The 19,426-nt window shown below is 42.4% G+C and carries 16 protein-coding genes; 6 read left to right on the top strand and 10 right to left on the bottom strand.

What is annotated here, in order from left to right; all coding sequences use genetic code 11:
• Nucleotides 1–264 precede the first annotated feature (264 nt).
• The 5 genes from lysS to xerD form a co-directional block, all read right to left on the bottom strand.
• The gene (lysS, locus tag J6836_RS02750) at nucleotides 265–1,779 is read right to left on the bottom strand and encodes a lysine--tRNA ligase (protein WP_219246619.1); all 1,515 of its coding nucleotides are present in this window, start codon (nucleotides 1,777–1,779) and stop codon (nucleotides 265–267) included.
• A gap of 7 nt (nucleotides 1,780–1,786) precedes the next feature.
• Nucleotides 1,787–2,888, bottom strand: a protein-coding gene (gene prfB / locus J6836_RS02745; RefSeq protein WP_219246618.1) for a peptide chain release factor 2 whose coding sequence is annotated in 2 segments (ribosomal slippage) — nucleotides 1,787–2,809 and nucleotides 2,811–2,888 — 1,101 coding nt in all. Because the reading frame shifts where the segments join, the coding sequence is not laid out codon by codon here.
• Between the two features lie 126 nt (nucleotides 2,889–3,014).
• Nucleotides 3,015–4,748, bottom strand: a complete 1,734-nt coding sequence (gene recJ, locus J6836_RS02740) for a single-stranded-DNA-specific exonuclease RecJ (RefSeq protein WP_219246616.1) — start codon at nucleotides 4,746–4,748, stop codon at nucleotides 3,015–3,017.
• A 9-nt stretch (nucleotides 4,749–4,757) separates the two neighbouring features.
• Nucleotides 4,758–5,462: a bifunctional protein-disulfide isomerase/oxidoreductase DsbC gene (gene dsbC, locus J6836_RS02735; protein ID WP_219246615.1), complete on the bottom strand. Its 705-nt coding sequence runs from the start codon at nucleotides 5,460–5,462 to the stop codon at nucleotides 4,758–4,760.
• A gap of 17 nt (nucleotides 5,463–5,479) precedes the next feature.
• The gene (gene xerD, locus J6836_RS02730) at nucleotides 5,480–6,382 is read right to left on the bottom strand and encodes a site-specific tyrosine recombinase XerD (protein WP_219246612.1); all 903 of its coding nucleotides are present in this window, start codon (nucleotides 6,380–6,382) and stop codon (nucleotides 5,480–5,482) included.
• A gap of 115 nt (nucleotides 6,383–6,497) precedes the next feature.
• Between xerD and fldB the strand changes: the two genes are divergently transcribed.
• The gene (gene fldB, locus J6836_RS02725; RefSeq protein ID WP_219246610.1) at nucleotides 6,498–7,016 is read left to right on the top strand and encodes a flavodoxin FldB; all 519 of its coding nucleotides are present in this window, start codon (nucleotides 6,498–6,500) and stop codon (nucleotides 7,014–7,016) included.
• Between the two features lie 48 nt (nucleotides 7,017–7,064).
• Here the strand turns inward: fldB and J6836_RS02720 are convergent, their stop codons facing one another.
• Complete coding sequence (locus J6836_RS02720) at nucleotides 7,065–7,526, bottom strand: protein YgfX (protein ID WP_255586311.1); 462 nt, start codon at nucleotides 7,524–7,526, stop codon at nucleotides 7,065–7,067.
• Entirely contained in the window at nucleotides 7,456–7,722 is a 267-nt protein-coding gene (gene sdhE, locus J6836_RS02715) for an FAD assembly factor SdhE (protein WP_219246606.1), read from the bottom strand. Before sdhE ends, J6836_RS02720 begins: the two co-directional genes overlap by 71 nt.
• Before the next feature lie 249 nt (nucleotides 7,723–7,971).
• Here sdhE and ygfZ point away from each other — a divergent pair, with 249 nt between their 5' ends.
• The 3 genes from ygfZ to J6836_RS02700 all read left to right on the top strand — a co-directional run bounded on the left by ygfZ (nucleotide 7,972) and on the right by J6836_RS02700 (nucleotide 10,672).
• Nucleotides 7,972–8,958, top strand: a complete 987-nt coding sequence (gene ygfZ, locus J6836_RS02710) for a tRNA-modifying protein YgfZ (protein ID WP_219246604.1) — start codon at nucleotides 7,972–7,974, stop codon at nucleotides 8,956–8,958.
• Nucleotides 8,959–8,969: 11 nt separating this feature from the next.
• A complete protein-coding gene (locus J6836_RS02705; RefSeq protein WP_219246602.1) occupies nucleotides 8,970–9,590 on the top strand; it encodes an HD domain-containing protein in 621 nt (206 codons plus the stop codon).
• Nucleotides 9,591–9,775: 185 nt separating this feature from the next.
• Nucleotides 9,776–10,672, top strand: coding sequence for a YncE family protein (locus tag J6836_RS02700; RefSeq protein ID WP_219246599.1), 897 nt, complete (start codon nucleotides 9,776–9,778; stop codon nucleotides 10,670–10,672).
• 93 nt (nucleotides 10,673–10,765) lie between these two features.
• Here J6836_RS02700 and gcvP read toward each other — a convergent pair whose 3' ends face one another.
• The 3 genes from gcvP to gcvT form a co-directional block, all read right to left on the bottom strand.
• Entirely contained in the window at nucleotides 10,766–13,642 is a 2,877-nt protein-coding gene (gcvP, locus tag J6836_RS02695; RefSeq protein ID WP_219246598.1) for an aminomethyl-transferring glycine dehydrogenase, read from the bottom strand.
• Between the two features lie 283 nt (nucleotides 13,643–13,925).
• Nucleotides 13,926–14,318, bottom strand: coding sequence for a glycine cleavage system protein GcvH (gene gcvH / locus J6836_RS02690; protein WP_219249339.1), 393 nt, complete (start codon nucleotides 14,316–14,318; stop codon nucleotides 13,926–13,928).
• Between the two features lie 43 nt (nucleotides 14,319–14,361).
• Nucleotides 14,362–15,456 (bottom strand): glycine cleavage system aminomethyltransferase GcvT, encoded by a 1,095-nt coding sequence (gene gcvT / locus J6836_RS02685; protein ID WP_219246596.1) that lies wholly within the window; start codon nucleotides 15,454–15,456, stop codon nucleotides 14,362–14,364.
• Nucleotides 15,457–16,252: 796 nt separating this feature from the next.
• Here gcvT and J6836_RS02680 point away from each other — a divergent pair.
• A complete protein-coding gene (locus tag J6836_RS02680; RefSeq protein ID WP_219246594.1) occupies nucleotides 16,253–18,511 on the top strand; it encodes a hypothetical protein in 2,259 nt (752 codons plus the stop codon).
• A 24-nt stretch (nucleotides 18,512–18,535) separates the two neighbouring features.
• Nucleotides 18,536–19,426, top strand: coding sequence for a formylglycine-generating enzyme family protein (locus J6836_RS02675; RefSeq protein ID WP_219246592.1), 891 nt, complete (start codon nucleotides 18,536–18,538; stop codon nucleotides 19,424–19,426).

Raw genomic sequence — 19,426 nt, 5'->3', positions numbered from 1 at the left:
AATTATACCCTCTCTTTGGCACACTTACTTATACTAAATTGATACTATTCGTAACTCAAATTTATTTTCAGCATTATTATATAGTCCACTTTTTACTAATTAGCGAATGCCAACGAAAAATAAGTTAGTACATATTATTTTGATATTCATTTTTGGGGAGGTAGAGACTCTAAAGCTACGTAGAATAAAAAAGGAAGGAATTTTTGAACATATTAAGAGTAAAATAATGTGCCCAGAATTATCTGGGCACAAAAATAACATGGGTTATTTTGTTGGGCGCAATGCCGGGAATAAAATAACGTCACGAATGGTATGACTGTTAGTGAATAACATCACCATACGGTCAATACCAATACCAAGACCCGCTGTTGGCGGTAAACCATGCTCTAAGGCCGTCACATAGTCTTCGTCATAGAACATTGCTTCATCGTCACCTTCGTCTTTTTGACGAACTTGCTCAGCAAAACGTTCTGCTTGGTCTTCTGCATCATTTAATTCTGAGAAGCCATTACCAATTTCGCGACCACCAATGAAGAACTCAAAACGGTCAGTGATAAATGGATTGTCATCATTACGGCGTGCTAAAGGTGAAACTTCAGCAGGGTATTCTGTAATGAATGTTGGTTGAATTAAGTGGCTTTCAGCGACTTCTTCGAAGATTTCGCATTGAACACGACCTAAGCCCCAACTTTTCTCAATCTTAATACCTAATGATTTTGCAATCGCAACGGCTTTATCCATATCGTCTAAGTCAGCCACGTTAGTTTCTGGACGATATTTGCAGATAGCTTGCTTCATGGTCAATTTAGTGAATGGCTGACCAAAATCAAACTGTTGATCACCATACTGAACGACCGTATTACCTAACACTTTTTGTGTCAGTGTACGGAATAAATCTTCCGTTAATTCAATCAAGTCACGGTAATCTGCATACGCCATATAGAGTTCCATCATGGTGAACTCAGGGTTATGACGAGGCGATAATCCTTCATTACGGAAGTTACGGTTAATTTCGAAAACGCGTTCGAAGCCACCGACCACTAATCGTTTTAAGTACAATTCTGGTGCGATACGTAAATACATATCGATATCTAATGCATTATGGTGCGTAATAAATGGACGCGCTGATGCACCACCAGGAATGACTTGCATCATTGGGGTTTCAACTTCCATAAAATGACGACCAACCATGAAATTACGCACTTCAGCCAAGATTTTAGAGCGTACAATGAATGTATTACGTGATTCATCATTTGCAATTAAATCCAAATAACGCTGGCGATAACGTGTTTCTTGGTCTGATAAACCGTGGAATTTGTCTGGTAGCGGGCGCAAGGCTTTAGTTAATAAACGAACTTCATGGCAATGAACCGTCAGTTCGCCTGTTTTCGTTTTAAATAAACGACCTTTGGCACCTAAAATGTCACCTAAGTCCCATTTCTTGAACTGTTCGTTATAAACGCCTTCGGCTAAATCATCACGAGATACGTAGATTTGAATACGCCCGCCGACATCTTGCAATGTTGCAAATGAGGCTTTACCCATGATACGACGAGTCATCATACGACCCGCAATAGAGACTTCAATGTTTAAGTCTTCCAATTCTTCTGATGACTTTTCACCATACTGTGCATGAATTTTGTCAGAAAGATCTTCACGACGAAAATCATTTGGAAATGGAATTCCTTTTTCACGCAACGCCGCGAGTTTTTCTTTACGGGTTTTCAGTTCGTTATTCAAATCGGGAGCTTGTTCTGCACCCTGTTGCTCTTGAGACATTTTTTCCTCACAGGCCAGCTTTTAAACTAGCTTCAATGAATTTATCCAAATCACCATCCAGCACGGCTTGCGTGTTACGCGTTTCCACACCAGTACGTAAATCTTTTATTCTTGCATCATCAAGGACATAAGAACGAATCTGGCTTCCCCAGCCAATATCTGATTTGTTCTCTTCCATCGCTTGCTTGTCTGCATTTTTCTTTTGTATTTCCAGTTCATATAGCTTTGCTTTTAACTGGCGCATCGCTTGGTCTTTATTTTTATGCTGCGAACGGTCGTTCTGGCACTGCGTCACAATATTAGTTGGAATATGTGTAATACGTACCGCTGATTCCGTTTTGTTTACGTGCTGACCACCTGCACCTGAAGCACGGTACACATCAATACGTAAATCCGCAGGGTTAATTTCGATATCAATATCGTCATCAACTTCTGGGTAAATAAAGGCTGAACTAAACGAAGTATGACGACGCCCGCCAGAGTCAAATGGACTCTTACGAACTAAACGGTGAACACCTGTTTCCGTTCTTAACCAGCCGTAAGCGTAGTCACCGATAATTTTCACTGTCGCTGATTTTAGACCCGCGACATCACCATCAGATTCTTCAATAATCTCGGTTTTAAAGCCCTTTGACTCCGCCCAGCGCAAATACATACGTAATAACATACTCGCCCAATCTTGAGCTTCAGTACCGCCAGAACCCGCTTGTAAGTCAATATAGCAATCAGCACTGTCATATTCACCCGAAAACATGCGGCGAAATTCCAGTTGTTCTAATTTGCCTTGCAGTTGTTCAAGCTCCGCACCCGCTTCATTGAAAGTGTCTTCATCGTCAGCCTCAACCGCCAGCTCTAATAAACCTTCAACATCTTCAAGGCCTTGTGTTAGCTGATCGATTGTTTCAACAATCGCTTCAAGGGATGAGCGTTCTTTACCAAGTGCTTGCGCTCTTTCGGGCTCATTCCAGACATCAGGTTGCTCTAGTTCTGCGTTGACTTCTTCTAAGCGTTCTTTCTTGGCATCATAGTCAAAGATACCCCCTCAGAACCGATGTCCGATCAGACAGGTCCTGAATCTTACTTTTTACTGGGTTTATTTCAAACGTCATTTTTAATATCTTATGGTTGGTCAAAATAATTTTTATTTACAAACCGTTTAGTATAACGGAATTTATCTCAGGTTTATAGCACCCTAAAACGCTATTTCATCACATACTTATCGATAATATTTGCGTTTAGTCAGGCCAAATATGTTCAACCATTAATTGTACGCTTCGTTGCCCACGATATTCATTTACGTCGAGTTTAAACGCAATTTTAGCTTTTTTAATACTGTTATCCGGCCATCTGCGCACATCAATATTAAACATGATAGCATCGAGCATCGGGCCACCATTCACTGGCTCTAACATCAATTTAAGATGACGTTCACCCACTAAACGTTGCTGTAATAGCTGAAAATGGCCATCAAATACAGGTTCAGGGAAAGCTTGCCCCCATGGGCCACTTTCTCGAATTAACTCTGCCGTTTCTAAGCAAAATTCATTTCGTGAAAGCTCGCCATCACTCCAAACAACACCCGCCAGTTGCTCAGGTTTAATGAGTTCCCCCATTAAAAGCTCAAAGTGATGTTTAAAATCCGCAAATTTATTTTCGTCTAAGGTCAACCCCGCCGCCATTGCATGGCCACCAAATTTTTGCATCAAACCAGGTTGCAGGGTATTTAAACGTTCAAGTGCATCACGCATATGCAGACCTTGGACTGAGCGCCCTGAACCTTTCAGTACACCATCCCCTGCAGGTGCAAAAGCGATAACAGGGCGATGAAACTGCTCTTTAATTCGCGATGCTAAAATCCCAACAACCCCTTGGTGCCATTCTGGGTGATAAATAGCGAGACCATTTGGTAGTTGATTATCACTATACTCAAGCTTGTTAAAGAGAACTGATGCTTCTTGCTGCATCCCCTGCTCAATATCGCGGCGAGTTTGGTTTAACCCATCTAACTCGTTAGCAAGCTCCCTCGCATAGGCCATATCATCAGTGAGCAATAATTCAATACTCACTGACATATCATCCAACCGCCCCGCCGCATTTAGCCGTGGGCCAAGTGCAAAACCAAAATCATTGGCAACAAGTCTCGATAAATCACGTTTTGACACCTCAATGAGTGCCTTAATGCCTGCGCAGCAACGCCCTGCTCTAACGCGGTTTAAGCCTTGATGAACTAATATTCGATTATTGGAATCAAGCGGTACAACATCGGCTACCGTACCTAATGCAACTAAATCAAGGTATTCAGCTAAATTAGGCTCGCTTAACCCTTGCTGGGTAAACCATTCTTTTTGACGTAAATGTGCGCGCAGCGCTGACATTAAATAAAATGTCACCCCAACACCCGCTAATGATTTTGAGCCAAAGCGGCACTCATTGAGATTTGGGTTAATGATCGCATCAGCTTCAGGTAATGTTTCACCGGGCAAATGGTGGTCGGTAATAATGACATTGATACCATATTGCTTCGCAACTACCACGCCTTCATGAGATGAAATACCATTATCCACCGTGATAATTAAATTTGCCCCTCGCTTATGTGCTTCTTCAACCACCAACGGCGTCAATCCATAACCATTTTCAAAACGATTGGGTACGATATAATTTAAGTTCACATACCCCATCGATTTTAAGGCTCGAATTGCTAGTGCAGTGCTTGTTGCGCCATCCGCATCAAAATCCCCAACAATAGTAATGGATTCGTGCTCCGTCAGTGCGCGGTAAAGCAAGACAAGTGCATTTTCAATGCCTGATAACGAACGATAATCCAACAAATTTGTGGCTTTGCGCTCTAGCTGAGCCAAATCCGTAATACCACGATGCAGGTAAATACGCTGCAATAATTCAGGAAGCCCAGAAAGTTGCGCTGATTCGCCTTCAACTTGCCGTTGTCGTAAAAAAGTTTCTACATTCACAATAATTAACTATTTTTCATCGAGTAATTGAATAAGGGCATCCGGTTTTAGAAAACCGGGTAGCATTTGACCATTAGGTAAAATAATTGCAGGAGTACCTGTCACTTTAAATAAATTACCGACATTCATATGCTTGCTTAAATCAATTTTGCAGCTATCGATCATAGCGACTTCTTCACCTTTAAACGCTTGTGTTAACGCATTTTGTGGTAAGCCATTACACCAAATAGACGCCATTTTTTTACCCACATCACTTTGGGCACCTTGACGAGGGTAAGCAAGGTAGCGCACCGTCACACCTTTACTATTAAGTTCACCAACGGTTTCATGGAGCTTTTTACAATATCCGCAACTAATATCGGTGAAGATAGTGACCACGTATTTTTCTTGTGGTGCTTTGAAATAAATCATTTCATTTTTTAGCGCTTCAACCTTTTTCATTAGCGGTTGATTACTAATATTCACGGGGGTTTTTCCACTCATATCGTAAATTGGCCCCTGAAGTAAATACTTACCATCATCAGTGATGTAGATGATACCCGTCGTTGTTTCGACCACATTTAGCCCAACGATAGGTGAAGGTTTAATTGACTCCACTGTCATATCATATTTTGCCAATGTGTCGCGAATGACTTTTTCTTCCGTTGCACTGTATGCGCTCGCGGTAATTGCAGCAAAACAAGCAGCCGCCAGTAATAGCAATTTGCGTTTCATTAATAATCCTTTAATTGTCATCCTCTTGGATGATGTTGTTCATGTAGCGCGCGTAACCGTTCCGTCGCAACATGAGTATAAATTTGCGTTGTTGATAAATCGCTATGACCTAGTAGCATCTGTACGACACGTAAATCAGCTCCATGGTTCAATAAATGCGTTGCAAAGGCATGTCTAAGGACGTGCGGAGAGAGCAATTCAGTATCAATTTGTGCCAGCACCGCGTAGTATTTTATTCGATGCCAAAATGTTTGCCGTGTCATTTTTGTTCCACGTTTACTTGGGAATAAAATATCACTGGTTTTGCCATTTAATAAGTCAGGGCGGCCTTCGTCAATGTATTTTTCCAGCCAGTATATTGCCTCTTCCCCCAAGGGAATCAATCTTTCTTTATCGCCTTTCCCGACAACTCGAATAACGCCTTGGCGCAAGCTGATGTCAGAAAACGTTAAGCCAATCAGTTCAGACACACGTAGACCACAAGCGTATAAAACTTCTAACATAGCTTTGTCCCGCAACTCGAGGGAGTCTTCCGTTGCAGGCGCATTTAATAAATCATCGACTTGCCGTTCACTAAGGTCTTTTGGTAATCGCTGCGGTATTTTAGGTGCTGCGATGACGGCTGAAGGGTCATCCGCCCGTCGTTTCTCTCGATATAAATATTGGAATAAACGGCGCATCGCGCTCAATAGACGTGCTGAACTTGCAGCCTTATAACCACCATCTATACGTTCAGCGAGAAAAGATTGCAAATCAATTGATTGAACACTTTCTAAATGTAAATGACGTGCATCAAGCCACTTATCTAGCGACTGAAGGTCATTACGATATGAGGCTAATGTATTCTCTGCCAAATCTTGCTCAAGCCAAATCGTATCAAGAAATTGCTCAATTAATGGATTAAGGTGTTTTGTTTCCACAGCTAATTCGTTTCCTTTGAATAATACCACACGATTCTATTATGCCTGAAAGGGGGTCCATCTGTTACAATACCCCTCTTGTCATCAAAACCCTAGCTGGACGTAGTAATAATATATGAAAATAGGTCTTTTTTACGGTTCTAGCACCTGTTATACCGAAATGGTTGCTGAAAAAATACGTGATATTCTCGGTGATGATTTTGTCACACTGCATAATGTTAACGATACCCCACCCAGTGAAATGGAACAGTATGATATTCTGATTTTGGGAATACCTACGTGGGATTTTGGTGAAATACAGGAAGACTGGCTAGAAATTTGGGATGCGCTTCCCAACCTTAATTTAACTGGCAAAATTGTTGCTATGTATGGGCTAGGCGACCAGATAGATTACAGTGAGTGGTTCCTTGATGCACTTGGGCTGCTTTACCATCAACTTAAACCTACTGGCGTGCAGTTTATCGGTTTTTGGCCAACTGAAGGTTACACCTTTGATAGTCCAAAACCCTTGAATGAAGCAGGAGACATGTTTGTCGGGCTTGCACTCGATGAAGTCCATCAGTTCGAACAAACTGATGAGCGCATTGCCCAGTGGTGCGTGCAAATTCTACAAGAAATTGAAGCGTCTCTCTAAGGCGCAATTCTGGCGGTAAACATTGTTCCTAATTGACGCTTTATAATGCTAGATATCTGGATATTGGAGCAATAGTTGATTGAGATTCCGCCAGTTTTCTTCTGAAACTGAATCCCTCGCGACCCACAAATGAATTCTTTGCGCCTTCCCTTGCAAAGCTTCTAGTGTAAGTAATACACCATAACGGCTCAGCCATGGCGTTCTCACGATATTCCATTCGTTTTTCTTCCATTGAACCTTATTGCCATTAACCAGCACAGCAACGCCTTTTATTTTGCTGATATTTTTTTGGCTTTTAGCCCAACTTGCCACCACCACAACGAGTAATGGCAGCCAAAACACGGAATTACCTTGTGACCATGGTGCAAGCAGCAAAAACATGCCGACTGCGCCATGAACACAGGTAGTAAAAAATTGTGTCTTCCATGAAATGGCAAGATTAGATTTCCACAGGACCACGATTTTTATTTTTTTCCTGAATGAGTTTAACCATACGGAACAGCTCGTCATCCTCTGGACGACCATGATTCATTAACCAATTGAATAAGTCTGGATCCGCGCACTCTAATAAACGAACAAAAATGTGTTTGTCTTCTACCGTTAAGCCATCGAACTCATACTCAAAAAAAGGCATGATTGAAATATCTAGCTCACGCATTCCACGACGACAAGCCCAATGAATTCGTGCTTTATTCTCAATATCCATTCCACTACGACCTTTTGTTGCAGTTAACTGATAAGATTGATTATTTTCAATACTCTAACAGATTATCTACGAAGAAAACATGTCATAGACTACATAGTTGTAATTTTAGTAGTAAAATGCCGTTTTTCTACAAACAGATGCTAAAAAAATCCGAGATAATGCAAGCGGCATCATAATAACTACTTGCAATGTTATCTAGCTATTTTACCATTAAGCACCTTTATCTATCAAAGAACAACAGGTGAAATCATGACTACCCACATTGATAGTACACAGCAATTTCCCCTTGAATCTCAGTCTTTACCACTTGTTTTGATTTCACTGGAAAACTGGGAACTTATTCATCTTACAGGCCTCGATGCAGAAAAATACCTGCAAGGCCAAGTGACAGCAGATATTGCGACACTGGCACAAATGCATACCTTAACGGCACACTGTGACCCCAAAGGCAAAATGTGGAGTGACCTACGCCTATTCCATCATTTAGATGGTTTTTCTTATTTGCTTAGGCGCAGCGTCGCAGATTCACAATTAGCTGAGCTCAAAAAATATGCGGTTTTTTCTAAGGTTTCGTTTGAGAAAAAACCTGAATTGAGATTACTGGGTGTCGCAGGAAAAGGGGCGAGAGAAGCGCTTGCAACGTTGTTTACCACGTTACCTGATGAGCAAAACCAAGTTGTCTCTGAGGGTGATTCCACGTTGTTGCACTTTTCATTACCTGCGGAACGTTTTTTAGTGATATCGACAGAAGAAATAGCACAAAGAATGTCTGAAATATTAGGTGCTGCTCAAGTCAATGATGACCAATGGCTCGCGTTAGATCTTGAAGCAGGCTTCGCCGTTATCGATCAAGAAAACAGCGCACAGCACCTACCACAAGCCACAAATCTGCAAGCACTTCCTCATGGGATCAGCTTTAAAAAAGGCTGTTATACCGGCCAAGAAATGGTGGCTCGAGCAAAATTCCGTGGTGCCAATAAACGTGCAATGTATTTACTAAAAGGCACTGGCACAACACTTCCAGTCATTGGCGAAGGTCTTGAATGGCAATTAGGTGACAAATGGCGCCGTACAGGCACTGTCCTTGCCGCTGTGCGCCTAGGTAATGGCGAAATTTATGTGCAAATCATTATGAATAACGATATGGAAGCTGACAGCGTTTTTCGTGTCATGAGTGATGAACAAAGCCATTTAACCATTGCAGCTTTACCTTATTCATTAGAAGAAGAACATTAATTGAGGTTTTTATGTCATCTGCATTAAGTAACAAGCCCTCTGAGGTGGTCAATTTTGGGGCTTTTACTGAAGTCGTCCAATTTTTAATGGAACTGGATAAACTAAAAAGTGTTTACCGTAAAAATAAGTTGCTCAACCGTGAACGCCACGAAAATACGGCGGAACACAGCTGGCAATTTGCCGTTGCAGCAATGAGTTTTGCGCCTTATGTTCAAGGCGTAAATATTGAACATGCAATTAAACTTGCTCTCGTGCATGACATTGTTGAAATTGATGCGGGTGATGTATTGGTTTTCGATAATGCTGCTCGTGATGCTATTCATGCAGAAGAAGTCAAAGCCGCAAACCGTATTTTTAACCTTCTTCCTAGTCCACAAAACTCAACATTGTTGGCGCTGTGGAATGAATATGATGCATTAGAAACCCCTGAGTCGGTCTATGCGAATGCGATTGATAGAGCAATGCCAATGCTGATGAATTTGCACAATCAAGGGCAAAGCTGGGTCGAAAACCATATTCGCCTCGAACAAGTACTCAGCAAATGTGATTACATTGAGCAAATTCTTCCTGAGTTTTACCAACAACTTAAGCAACAATTAGAGCTTGCTCAACAAAAAGGTTGGCTGCTTTAATTAAGAGGCTAAAGCGGCTTTTCTGTCGCTTTAGCCTAACCCTGAAAGCATCTCTTCACTTACCTCCCCTTAAATGAAACTAACCTAATTAATAGCAATCTATTAAATTAAATTATACTTAGATAAATAATTTCCTAGTAATTTATCTTTTATGTAGTTTTTATTCGCTGTCAATGAGGTCAAATATGCCAAAAGACAATAAAAATGCTTCCCCTTATTTGTTATTGCTTGATATTCATGCCCTTTCTATTGTTCAGTTCAATAAGTCGACTCATCACCTAATGCCTCTCATTGAAGGCCTCGGCGGTACACCTGATGGTATCGCCGTTGATCCTGATAATCACTTAATCTATTGGAGCAATATGGGGGAGAATTTTGATGAAAATGATGGCTCAATCAATGTTATGCGTTTTGATGGTAGCAATAGCAAAATGCTATTAGGTAAAGGGGCGATAAGAACCCCCAAACAATTACAACTCGATCTGCTCAATCAACGGTTATATTGGTGCGATCGTGAAGGTGGAATGGTTTCCTCCTGCAGCATTAATGGTTCCGATCTAATCACCCACATTGCTAGGCCGCGAGATGAAAATGATCAGGTTGATATACTTGAACAATGCGTAGGCATTGCTATTGACCTAAAAAATAATTGGATTTACTGGACGCAAAAAGGAACACCTAAGGGGAATTTAGGTCGTATTTTTAGGGCACCATTAAGACAAAAAAATCCGCAATCCCCAGAAAGCCGCAGTGATATTCAGTTACTTTTGGCTAATTTACCTGAACCTATCGATTTATTACTCGATGAAGAAGCCAATATTTTATATTGGACTGATAGAGGGGCTGAACCTGATGGAAATAGCCTAAACTGTGCCAATATAACCCTTCACGGGCTCACGGATCACCGCGTGATCAGCCGAGGATTCAAAGAAGCAATAGGACTAACTTATGATAAATCGGCGCAGCTGATGTATATCGCCGATCTCCATGGTGGCGTTTATCAAGCTAATATAACAACGGGTGAGGTTGAAAAACTTTACCAAGGCAACAGTTATACCGGTATTGACCAATATTCTGGTTAAACGATAGAAGAATAAAAAGGCTTGCCCCAATGAAAAAGGAAGCAAGCCTAATATTAACCCAACTAAATATATCTAGTTTGCCAATTCAAACTATTACATATACTCGTCAATCGGCACACATGAACAATGTAAATGACGGTCGCCATAGACATCATCAAGGCGTTTTACCGCTGGCCAATATTTATTTGCTTTGGTTTGTTCTGTTGGGAATACTGCTAGCTCGCGGCTATATGCGTGTGGCCAGTCACTCGCCAACTCAGTTTGCACATGAGGGGAATTCACCAGTGGGTTATCCTCTAACGTCCATTTACCTTCAACTACTTGGTCAATTTCATCACGTATCGCTAACATCGCGTCAATGAAACGATTGATTTCTGTGATACTTTCAGACTCAGTCGGCTCAATCATCAATGTCCCAGCGACTGGGAAAGACATCGTTGGTGCATGGAAGCCATAGTCAATCAAACGCTTAGCAATATCTAATTCGCTGATCCCAGTATCTTTCTTGATGGGACGTAAATCGACGATACATTCGTGAGCCACATAGCCTTCTTGCCCTGTGTACAGAATGTCATAACGACCCGCAAGGCGCTGAGCGATATAGTTCGCATTCAAAATCGCCACTTGGCTTGCCTTTCTTAAACCATACGAGCCCATCATGCGAATATACATCCAGCTAATAGGTAAGATTGACGCACTACCAAACGGTGCCGCGGAAACTGCGCCTTGGTCAGTAACCATATCTAATTCAACCACGGAATGCCCTGGCACAAATGGTGCGAGATGCTTTTTCACACCAATAGGCCCCATGCCTGGACCGCCGCCACCGTGTGGGATGCAGAACGTTTTATGTAAATTAAGGTGAGAAACATCCGCGCCAATAAAGCCTGGTGTAGTCAACCCAACCTGCGCATTCATATTTGCACCATCAAGATACACTTGCCCGCCATATTGGTGAATGATTTCACACACTTCGCGAATGCTTTCTTCGTACACCCCATGCGTTGATGGATAAGTGACCATCACACAGGATAAATCGTTGCCGTGCTGCTGCGCTTTTTCACGTAAATCCGTTAAATCAATATTACCTTCATCATCACAGCGCACCACCACCACCTCCATTCCCGCCATATGGGCAGAGGCCGGGTTAGTTCCGTGTGCAGATGCAGGGATCAAACAAATATTACGCGCGCCTTCATTGCGGCTTTCATGGTAACGACGAATCGCTAACAGGCCAGCATATTCCCCTTGTGCGCCTGAGTTTGGCTGCATGCAAACTGCATCGTAACCAGTTAATTGCACCAACCAATGAGAGAGCTGCTCAATCATTTGATGATAACCTTGCGCTTGATCCGCAGGGCAGAATGGGTGTAATTCCCCGAATTCTGGCCACGTAATTGGGATCATTTCCGCTGCGGCATTGAGCTTCATCGTGCAAGAACCCAGCGGGATCATCGCTTGGTTCAACGCTAAATCTTTGCGCTCTAGGCTGTGCATATAACGCATCATTTCCGTTTCGCTGTGGTAACGGTGGAAATTAGGATGCGCTAAGATTTCGTCTTTACGCTGTAATGCTGCGGGGATGGCTTGTTCATTTTCAGCCACTTGCTGGTCTAGCTTTTCAAAATTTAATTTGTCATCAGAGCCGGTTATTACCGAGAATAACTCATTGATGTCTTGGCGAGTGGTTGTTTCACTTAGTGTGAGGCCTACAGCGCCACGAATATCTGTACGTAAATTGATTTTCGCTTTTTCTGCTCGCGCTAACACTGCAGTTTTGTCTGCGACTTCAATCGCTAAGGTGTCAAACCAGGTTTTATGGCGTGATGTGAAACCCGCATCCGCTAATGCTTTCGCCAAAATAGAGGTAAAGCGATGGATGCGCCCTGCAATCAATTTAAGCCCTTCAGGGCCATGATATACCGCGTACATAGCGGCAATATTCGCCAGCAATACTTGAGAAGTACAAATATTGGAGTTCGCTTTTTCACGGCGAATATGTTGTTCACGGGTTTGCATTGCCATACGTAACGCAGTATTGCCCGCCGCATCACGAGAAACACCAATAATACGACCCGGCATGGCGCGTTTAAACTCATCGCGACAAGCAAAAAACGCCGCATGTGGACCGCCATAGCCCATCGGTACACCAAAACGTTGCGCGGAACCGAAAACAATGTCCGCACCTTGTTTACCCGGTGCAGTTAATAGCACAAGCGCCATCATTTCTGCCGCAACGCAGCTGACAATTTGGCGCTCTTTTAGTTGTGCAAGCAGTTTAGTGTAATCATGGACATTACCTGTTGTGCCGACTTGTTGTAACAGCACACCAAACACGCCCTCATGTTCTAAAACTTTGTCAGCACTATCGACAATAATTTCAAAGCCAAAAGTTCCTGCACGTGTGCGCACCACATCAAGGGTTTGCGGGTGAACATCATCCGCCACAAAGAAGCGTTCTGCATTTTTTAATTTGCTAATGCGTTTCGCCATCGCCATCGCTTCTGCCGCAGCCGTGGCTTCATCCAGTAATGATGCAGAGGCAAGGTCTAACCCAGTTAAGTCAATGGTGAGCTGTTGGAAATTGAGCAGAGATTCTAAGCGGCCTTGGGATACTTCAGGTTGATAAGGCGTATAAGCGGTGTACCAGCCTGGGTTTTCCAGTAAATTACGTAAAATAACTGGGGGCAATACAGCAGGTGCATAACCCATCCCAATATAACTTTTGTAGCGTTTGTTCAACGATGCAATGGCTTTTAATTCCGCCAATGCTTCTTGTTCGGTGGCTCCGCCGCCTACTCTTGGCGGCTCTGGAAGTAAAATGGCCTTTGGCACAATTTTATCCATTAGGTTATCGAGCGACGACGCCCCCACGGTATCTAACATGGTTTTTATTTGTTGTTCTGAAGAACCAATGTGGCGCGAGATAAATTCTGAACGGTTTTCTAATTGACTCAGTGACATCGACATATCTGTGTTCCCATCCTTTGTCTGCTATGCATAAGTTGTCGGGCGGTTATTACGGAACTTGCGAGATAACACTCAAAATCAGTGATGTAGCGATTTGTTTCTTGTTTCTTGTTTCTTGTTTCTAACTAATTGTCTTTTTTAACACTCTAAAAGGTGTTTATTCTATATAGTTTGCGTTGTGGCTAGGCGGCAAGCGAGACAATCTTGGGGAGCATACACCAGTATGTGACCCAAGTTGTCGAGTGCAGCCAACACCGCCACAACACAAAATATGACGAATAAACTATTCTTCAGCTTCAATCATAGAATTATACCCAGCCGCATCAATCAAATCCGCCAACTCTGCGGTATCCGATGCTTTAATGCGGAAAATCCAACCTTCTTGATACGGCTGTTCGTTCACCAGCTCTGGAGAATCGCTCAGTTCACTGTTCACTGCCACAATTTCGCCGCTCAGTGGTGCATAGATATCAGACGCAGCTTTAACAGACTCAACCACTGCTACGTCATCACCTGCGCTGACAATATTGCCCACTTCAGGTAAATCAACAAACACCATATCCCCTAACGTTTCTTGCGCATGTTCTGTGATACCAACGGTATATTCACCATTGCCTTCATCACGCAGCCACTCATGCTCACGGGTATACATTAACTCTTTAGGTGTATTGCTCATCATTAGCCTCTCATTTTAAATTTATTCATTGGGTTAGCCCAAATTACACTAAGCAGTTACCTTCGCGGACAAAGCCCGGTTTAACCACTTCAACTGGCATTTCTCGCTGTCGAATTTCAACAATCGCTTTGTCTTGAATTCCGTTCGGGACACGCGCTAACGCAATACTGAAACCTAAAGTAGGAGAGAAAGAACCGCTGGTAATAACGCCTTCTTTCAATTCACCCAGATCATCTGTAAAGCGAACCACTTGCCCTGCTCGCAGTATACCCTTATCACGCATCACAATACCGACAAGTTTTTCAGTTCCTTGTTCACGTAACTTTTCGAGAGCTTCACGGCCGATAAACTGGCGGTCTTCAGGTTTCCACGCAATAGTCCAACCCATATTGGCTGCAAGGGGAGAAATACTTTCATCCATATCTTGACCGTATAGGTTCATTCCCGCTTCTAAACGCAACGTATCACGAGCACCTAACCCAGCAGGGTGGACGCCTGCTTTCAATAATTTATGCCAAAAATCAATAACTTGCTCTTTTGGCATTGCAATTTCATAGCCTTTTTCGCCGGTATACCCTGTTGTGGCGATAAACAAATCGCCCGTTTGAACTCCATAAAATGGCTTCATGCCGTCAATGGCTTGATTTTGTTCTGGAGTCAATAATGAATGGACTTTTTCTGGTGCTTTAGGGCCTTGAACAGCAAGCAGGGCTAAATCATCACGCACTTGAATTTCAACGGCATAACCTGAAGCGTGCTGTTCAATCCATGCAAGGTCTTTTTCCCGCGTTGCCGAATTAACCACAAGACGGTAAAAATCATCAGCAAAGTAATACACAATCAGGTCATCAATCACACCACCTGATGCATTCAACATACCGGTATACAGTGCTTTACCTTGCTCAGTGAGTTTATTGATATCATTCGCTAAGAGGTAACGTAGGAAGTCACGGCAGCCACTACCATGCAAATCGACAATGGTCATGTGGGAAACATCAAACATCCCTGCATCCGTTCGAACAATATTATGTTCATTAATTTGCGAACCATAATGCAATGGCATCATCCAACCATGAAAATCCACCATCTTTGCACCACAAGCAATATGCTCGTCATACAGTGTTGTCTGCTTTACCATGAATACCCTCTTTGTTCGATTAAGATATTTTGGAATGTTTACGGGTTAAAAATACCAATTGGTAATCATTAAATGGGCATTTTTAACCTGACGCAAACGATAACTTCTGTTAAAAAACCTACCATTATTTGTCTTTTGATCCTATAAAAAAAAATAGGGCGACCTCCCTTCTGTATTACTGATTCCCCCTTACTTTTACCAGTGAATTTTGTTAAATAATTGAGAATGATCACTCAAAAACAGCCTAACACTGCTTATTTAGCTCAAAATATCACCAAATCCCCCCCTGAACACGTGGATGATTAAATTAATCAAAAGATCATTGAATTAGAAAAACTAATGCGAAAAATTGATATAATTAGTTTTTTTCAGGCATAGGTTCCCATAAGGCCATCGCCTTTCTATCCGCTTTTGCTGGTGTAAGTTCACGCTAAAACTTCACCCATTTGGCCTATCGTTATCGACTTTACACAACATCATCGCAAATAGGCTAATAAATGCACACATCCACAATTTATAAGTAATTTTATTTATCTATCTCTCTAAAAAACGCACTGAAATGTTATGTTACACTTTATATTCCTTATCCAAAAACAGCCATTAACACTTCAAAAAAACCACTCAATGCACTGATAAATAAAACAATATTATCACAAAAAAACCATCCAAAATAAATCACCGCATATTATTCGCATATCATGACTGGTTAAATAAACTGATCTATATTCTCCCCGATCGATATACGTAGAAGACGCAAAAAATCTCGATAAAAATCTACCGTTAACAAGGCCGAGTTATGTCAAATACCAAAAACCAAACCACATCAAAAACCAATTGCGGAACCGGCAGCACCGATGCCTTTTCAACCTGTGGGCCTGTCTTGTATTACCACCCAAATACCCATGAACTGATTGAAGTGCCCAATGATGAACTCGAAAGGGAAAGCCAATACCTTTGCGACCTCGTCATCAAAAAGCGCGTGCTACAGTTTAAAATTGATGAACTCAATGATAAATATCCCCTAAGGCTGAGGGAAAGAAACCCTCAGAATTATCAGCACGAGCTCTTAGCGCTCTACCAAGACTATGATGTGGCCTCTGAAGAACTGAATACCATCATTAAAGAACTTAATGCAATCCCAGAAGACGCCCAAGGTGAAGAAATTCTAACCACCTCTTTGGATTCAAATTCAACCGGTTTCGACAACAGTATTTTGGAATTAATCCGGTTAAAAAAAGGCGGCGAATTCAAATACAGCTATATTCGCTCAAACAAACTCGGCGAGCGCCATATTGTCCATAAGTTAGGCACAGAGGATATTAAAAGCGAAACCAGCACATTGGTTAAAACCGAAACGGTTAAAAACAATGAAACGAATGAAGAAATCACCGTTAAAAAAATTGATACGCAAGAGCTGAAAAAACAACTGTCTGAAATTGCCCCCACGTTAAAATACCAACTCTTTGAAATTGAAAATAAAAATTACAGTATTTTTGAAAATTATAAAAATGATGATAACTGGGTCAGTGGCTTATATCACTGGGCTGAAAACATCAATGAGAGCTTAAATGAAACCCCGCCTTATCGCGGCAAATATGCTTCTTTTGATAAAAACGCCCAATTAATGCGTTTTAGTTTTGGTGGCAGTGGCGACCTCGAATTAACCAAAGGCAATCTTGGGGATGCCTCCAACCCCAAAGCCAGTGCCAAAGTGGCGCTGTATGCTAACTTAGCCTTAGCGGAAGCCCAAACACAAGGGAAAGTGCATTTGCCTTGCCGCCAAGGTATTCAAATTCGCTACCCGAAACAAGGCGCCAATGAGCTCGCCCTAATGGGGGCGTTACGCTTTGACCTTGTTCTATCCCTTAGCGGCCATATAGGCGCCAGTGTTGGGCTGCAAGGCAGTGCCAATTTTTCACAAAATGGCATTATGGGTATACCGTCAAAAACCGCGGTTGATGAACCGAAAGACCTTAATGAAATCAAAGGGATTGATATCACAAAACAAGCCAATGACCTTGGCGTTGTGGCTCAAGGGGAAGTGTTCGCAGGGATCAAAGTGGGGGCAAAAATGTCTGGCGAACTGCTGTGGCGTAACCCGGAAAAACCCGCCACAGAAAACGACGGCTTTGCCACCTTAGGTGAGCTAAGTGCGGGCATTGAGGGGCTACTCGGCGCGGGGGCATCGGGGACATTCGCCTTTACTTACTTTAACGGCAAAATCCTCGTCACCGTTCAAGGGGGGCTTTGCTGGGGGGCGGGAGCCAAAGGCAGTACCTCTTTTGAAATCAATACAGATAGAATTATGCGGGATTTTATGCCCTGTTTTGGTTATATGCTAAAAAATATGGATTATGAAAAGCTGGTAAAAATGATCAGACCTGAACATTTTTATGCTATTTGCTCGTTACCCTTATTAGTTGGTATGGAGTTAGTCAACATTGCCTATATCAATCTTCAAAGTATAAGAGATGAATTGGAACTCTCATGGGAAAATAAGAATAAACGCGTTAATTTGATGGAAACTATCGTCAAAACTAAAGGTGAATTTTTAAAATATTGCCCCCCTGAAACCAAAGGTGCCGCCATTGCTTCCTTACTCGAGCATAATTTTTGGGATGACTATATGAGCCCTGCCAGCCACGCACAAGCCAGTGGTGAGGCGATGGCGGTGTTTAGTCAACGCAAGCGTGCCATATTGCATATACTGCGCTGGGCACAGTCAAGGCGGGATTTTGACAATATTTTGCAACACGCCAGTTTAATTCCCTCCGAAACCAAAGAGAACATTACGGAAAATAAATTACGCATTGCAACATTTATGAAAATGGGGGAAAAGGTGAAGCCTATACCTAATCATGCGTTAGGCAAAAAGTATGGAGTATGGATCCCGACACCAATGATTAACCCCAGCCATTACGCCGATATTTTTAGCAAAATAGAGCAGCGCTTACCCGATGACACATTAGCCCATAGTTATGCCAATGAACCCTATCAAGAATTTGTTACTGCTGGGATGGTTGAAAGCCAGTCAGACATTTTCTTTACCAAATAACCCACCAATAACCGCGAGGTTTGCATGAATTATAACGCTATCTATCTTTTATTAAGTGCCGTTTTGCTCACAACAGGCTGCGATCAACAACTTACCGCCGAGCAAGAAACACAGAAACAGCAACTGGTTAGTGATTCGCGAAACAATATGGTATTTATCGAAGGCGGCACCTTTTTAATGGGGGATTTTGGCAGTGGCCATGACGGTAAATCCACCCTGCCCTATTCTGTAGATAAAGACAATAAATTTGTCCATAATGTCACCTTAGACAGCTTTAGTTTATCCAAATACCGCGTAACGTGGGGGCAACTTAATTTATGGCGTGAATTAACAGGGCAGCCACTAACTGAAAAATATCAAAAGCTGAAAACTCGATATAGATTAAAAGATTGGCAAGCCTCCACCCAAGATAACTACCCAGCTTCAGTAGATTGGCAAGATGCCAAAGATTATTGCCTTTGGTTAGGCCAAAAAACGGGGCTGCCATTCGATTTGCCCACTGAAGCCCAATGGGAATATGCGGCCCGTAATCGGGGGCAATTTATTTTATTTGCTTCAAAAGATGGCACTTATAATGATGGCACAGAAGAAGGCGAACCACTGTTTATCGCAGGTTTCTACCCCATTGGCAGTTACCCTGCCACTCCATTAGGCCTCTACGACATGATGGGTAATGGCCTAGATTGGACCAATGATTGGTATTCTGCTGATTATTATGAACATTCCCCTACTAAAAACCCTCAAGGTCCTGAACAGGGCACAGAAAAAGTAGCTCGTAGTTCAGTCAGCAGTGCTATCCGCGAAACATTAACTATTATTAGGGCCCCTCGCCCTCTTATTAGCGGGAATATTCCTACACTTGGCTTCCGCTGTGCCGTGCAATCCCCAACCCCAGTCCAACCTGTGGCGAAATAA

Source organism: Providencia sp. R33, assembly GCF_019343475.1.
Classification (GTDB): Bacteria; Pseudomonadota; Gammaproteobacteria; order Enterobacterales; family Enterobacteriaceae; genus Providencia.
Note: the sequence above shows the minus strand (reverse complement) of the source record. Positions and strands in the feature narration are given on the sequence as shown.